The organism is uncultured Tepidimonas sp. (assembly GCF_938045175.1).
Taxonomy (GTDB): Bacteria; Pseudomonadota; Gammaproteobacteria; order Burkholderiales; family Burkholderiaceae_C; genus Tepidimonas.
This window is the reverse complement of sequence record NZ_CALIND010000067.1, coordinates 1-3,485: the sequence shown is the minus strand read 5'-3', so window position 1 is coordinate 3,485 and position 3,485 is coordinate 1. Positions and strand designations below refer to the sequence as shown.

Here is a 3,485-nt window from a genome sequence, read left to right as displayed (position 1 = left end):
GCAGCCGCCGGTTCGGGCTCGTGTGGCGTCTCGCGCTCGGCGGCGACGGGCTCGGGCGTGCCGACGGGTTCGTCCAACGGCGGCCCGGCGCGCAGCGGCCACTCGTCCACCGCGCGAGCCAGCTCATCCAGGCGCGTCACGAGGGCAGGCACGTCCAGCAACGACGCCGCGCGGATACGCTCGAGGTCGCGCGCGATGGCGCGCTGCACCGGGTTCAGGCGCGGCTGGGCGGCGCGCTCGATGCGCTGCTGCGCCCCCTGCAAAGCGACCACGATGGGCTGCACGCTGCCGGTGAGCTGGCTTTGCTGGATGGCCAAGCGTAACGCGGCCTCCAGGTCTTGCACCAGCGCATCGTCGCGCGAGCGCGACACCGACAGCATCAGCTCTTCTAGCTGCGAGCGCTGCAGCGACACCTCGGACAGCTTGAGCTCGGCCACGCCGATGCGGGCCTGCAACTCGGCCACGGTGGCCTGCGCCTGCTCGGCCAGGGCGCGCGTGGCGGCGGCGTCGGCCTGGGTATCGGCGCTGCGGCGGGCCAGCTCCTCCTGCACACGCGCCACCCGTTGCCAGAGCACGACGCTGGCCGCCAGCGACAGCCCCGCCACGAGCACCGCTGCGAGTGGCCACCAGCGCGCAGCGCCACCCGCCATCGCAGCCGGGCGCGGCGGTACCGCCCCGCTCGGTGCCGCGGGTTCTGGGGGGAGCGTCACGGTATCGTTCACGCCAAGGATTCTAGGGCCTGCAGCACGTCGGGCAACCCAGGGCGGCAGGTGTGGACCCGACCCACCCCCAGGGCACGGGCGGCGTCGGCGATGCGGGGATGCGTGGCGATGGCCTGGGTGTGGCCCCACGGCGCTTGCGGCAGCAGTTGCGGTAAGTTGGCGATGGCCTCACTGCTGCTGAACAGCCACACCGCGCCCGGCCCCACGGCTAGCCGCGCCTGCTGCGCGCGATCGGCGTCCCACGTGGGCGGCACGCGCCGGTACACGACGCGCTCCTCGACCTGCGCGCCGACCTCGCGGCAACGCTGCGCCAGCCAGTCACGTCCGGTGCGCCCGTCGGGCGACGCCCCGCGCACGATCAGCACACGCGCGCCGGGAGCCAGTTGTTGCCGCACCCGCGGCCACAGCGCTTCGGAGTCCATCTGGGCGGAATCCCGCGGAGGGTGATCGATGCGCCCCGGATCCACCCCCCACGCCCGCCAGGCCTGGGCCGTGCCCTCGCCAGGTGCCCAGCAGCGCACGCCGTCGGGTGGCGCGGGCACACCGGCGGCGCGCAACACCTCGACCGCCGCCGGGCTGACCGCCATCACCGCAGCCCAGCCGTGCCACGGCCCCATCATGGCGCGCAGCGTCGCCGCGTCCGCCACCGGGGCAATGTCGATCAGCGGTAGGGGTAGCACAGCCCAACCGGCCTGGCGCAGCGCCGCCACCCAGGGCGCCGCCTGCGCGGCCGGCCGGGTCACGACCACCGTGGGGCGCGGCGCGGCGACGGGTGACACGGCGCCCTACTCCGGCATGCGGATCCGGGCCCCGCGGTCGATCAGGGCTTGCGCCACGCGCGCGCCAGCGGCCTCGGCGCTGGCCAGATCGGTCACGTCGGCCTCGACGGCTGCCCGCAGCAGCAGCGATGCCGCCCCTTCGGCATCCCCCCAGGCGGCCTCGATGCGCAACCGTGCCGACTGACCAGGCTCAGACGGCGGCGCCTCGACCCAGGTGGCGTGCGCGGCCAGTGGTACCGAGCAACTACCCCCCAGCGCGCGCGAGACGGCCCGCTCCGCCGCCACCGCGGCCCACGTCGGCCAGTGGGCCAGCGGTGCCAGCGCGGTGGCGACGTCGTCACGCTCGATACGGATTTCGATCCCCAGCGCCCCCTGCCCTGCCGCGGGCAGCATCTCGCGGGTCTCGAACACACGCCGGATGCGCGCCTCCAACCCCAGCCGGCGCAGGCCGGCGGCTGCCAGCACGATGGCGTGATAGCGGCCCTCGTCGAGCTTGCGCAGGCGGGTATCCAGGTTGCCGCGCAGCGGCTCGATGGTGACGTCCGACCGGCCCAGGCGCGCCAGCGCCTCGCGCAGCAACACCACCCGCCGCAGGCTGGAGGTACCGATCACCGCCCCCGCGGGCAAGCCCTCGGGCCCGTCGCACACGGGCGACACCCAGGCATCGCGCGGGTCTTCGCGCGCCATCACGCAAGCCAGCCGAAACCCCGCGGGCAGCTCCATCGGCACGTCTTTGAGGGAATGCACCGCCAAATCCGCCCGGCCCTCGTCCATCGCCACTTCCAGCTCCTTGACGAACAGGCCCTTGCCGCCCACTTTAGACAGCGCCCGATCGAGGATCTGGTCGCCGCGCGTGGTCATGCCCAGCAGGCGCACCCGGTGCCCAAGGCGTTGCAGATGGTCGCGCACATGCTCGGCCTGCCACAGGGCCAAGCGGCTTTCGCGGGTGGCGATGGTCAGGTCGAGGGGGGGGAAAGCAGTGTCGGGCTGGGCGCACCCAGCCCCGGAGCGTGCAGAGGACGACATGCCGGCGATGCTAGCACGCCAGCCGCTCGCCCTGCAGCGCCTCGCGCACCACGGGCAGCTGGCGGCGCGAGACTTGCAGCCGTTCTTCCACCCCGTCCAGTCGCACCACCCAGCCATCGAACGATTCGTCGGCGCGCGCGCTGGGGCGTTCGTGCACGCGCTCCAGCGCGCGCACCCGGTCACGCGCTACCAACGCATTGCGGTGGATGCGCAGCCAGCGCTCGGGCTGCGCGCGCTCGAACTCGTGCAGCGAGCCATCGTAGATGTAGCTGCGCTCGCGCGTGCGCACCGTCACGTATTTGAGTTCGGCCTTGAGGTAGACGATATCGGCGATCGGCACGCGCTCGGTTCGGCCCCGTTCGTGGATGACCAGACTGCCCGCCGCGACACCCCCGTCCGCCACGGTGGGGGCACCAGTGGCCGGGACATTCGCCGCGCGCCAGCGCAGCGCCTTGTCCAGCGCCTGCTGCAGTCGCTCCAGCCGCACCGGTTTGGTCAGGTAGTCCACCGCGTCCAGCTCGAACGCTCGCAACGCGTGCTCGGCGTGCGCAGTGACGAATATCAAGGCCGGCGCCGACGGTCGCCCACGCAGCAGCTCGGCCAGACCCAGCCCGTCCAGCCCCGGCATCTGCACGTCCAGCAACACCACATCCCAAGGTTCGCTGATCAGCCGGGCATAGGCGCTGCGCGCCTCCGACGCCTCGTCCACCTCCAGCGCCAGGGGCAGCCGCCCCAGCAGATCGCGCAGGCGCTCGCGCGCCAAAGCCTCGTCATCGACCACCAGCACCCGAGTGACCATCGTGTCTACCCCCACCCCGTCGGCGCCCGTGCCGCCGGTACAATTTCTTCCTTCTGTTTATACGTCACCGCCTTTATAAACCGACGCTGCAGCTTCGTCCATCGGCGCGCCCGTCCTCTGACCTGCCATGTCGCACAACCAGCTCGATGCCAAATCCCA

The 3,485-nt window shown here is 72.7% G+C and carries 4 protein-coding genes; all 4 read right to left on the bottom strand.

Annotation, left to right across the window (positions count from 1 at the left end):
- A partial coding sequence (locus Q0716_RS03405) for a uroporphyrinogen-III C-methyltransferase (protein ID WP_299019668.1) occupies positions 1 to 722 on the bottom strand: 722 nt, incomplete at its 3' end.
- Positions 719 to 1,501 (bottom strand): uroporphyrinogen-III synthase, encoded by a 783-nt coding sequence (locus Q0716_RS03400; RefSeq protein WP_299019666.1) that lies wholly within the window; start codon positions 1,499 to 1,501, stop codon positions 719 to 721. The genes Q0716_RS03405 and Q0716_RS03400, both read right to left, overlap by 4 nt.
- Before the next feature lie 6 nt (positions 1,502 to 1,507).
- The gene (gene hemC, locus Q0716_RS03395) at positions 1,508 to 2,527 is read right to left on the bottom strand and encodes a hydroxymethylbilane synthase (RefSeq protein ID WP_299019665.1); all 1,020 of its coding nucleotides are present in this window, start codon (positions 2,525 to 2,527) and stop codon (positions 1,508 to 1,510) included.
- Positions 2,528 to 2,537: 10 nt separating this feature from the next.
- Positions 2,538 to 3,326 carry a LytTR family DNA-binding domain-containing protein gene (locus tag Q0716_RS03390; protein ID WP_299019663.1) on the bottom strand — a complete coding sequence of 263 codons (789 nt, stop codon included), beginning with the start codon at positions 3,324 to 3,326 and terminating at the stop codon, positions 2,538 to 2,540.
- Between the last annotated feature and the right edge of the window lie 159 nt (positions 3,327 to 3,485).

Coding starts and splice junctions, on each gene's coding strand:
- hemC (WP_299019665.1), bottom strand. CDS start 2,527: ATGTCGTCCTCTGCACGCTCCGGGGCTGGGTGCGCCCAGCCCGACACT.
- Q0716_RS03390 (WP_299019663.1), bottom strand. CDS start 3,326: ATGGTCACTCGGGTGCTGGTGGTCGATGACGAGGCTTTGGCGCGCGAG.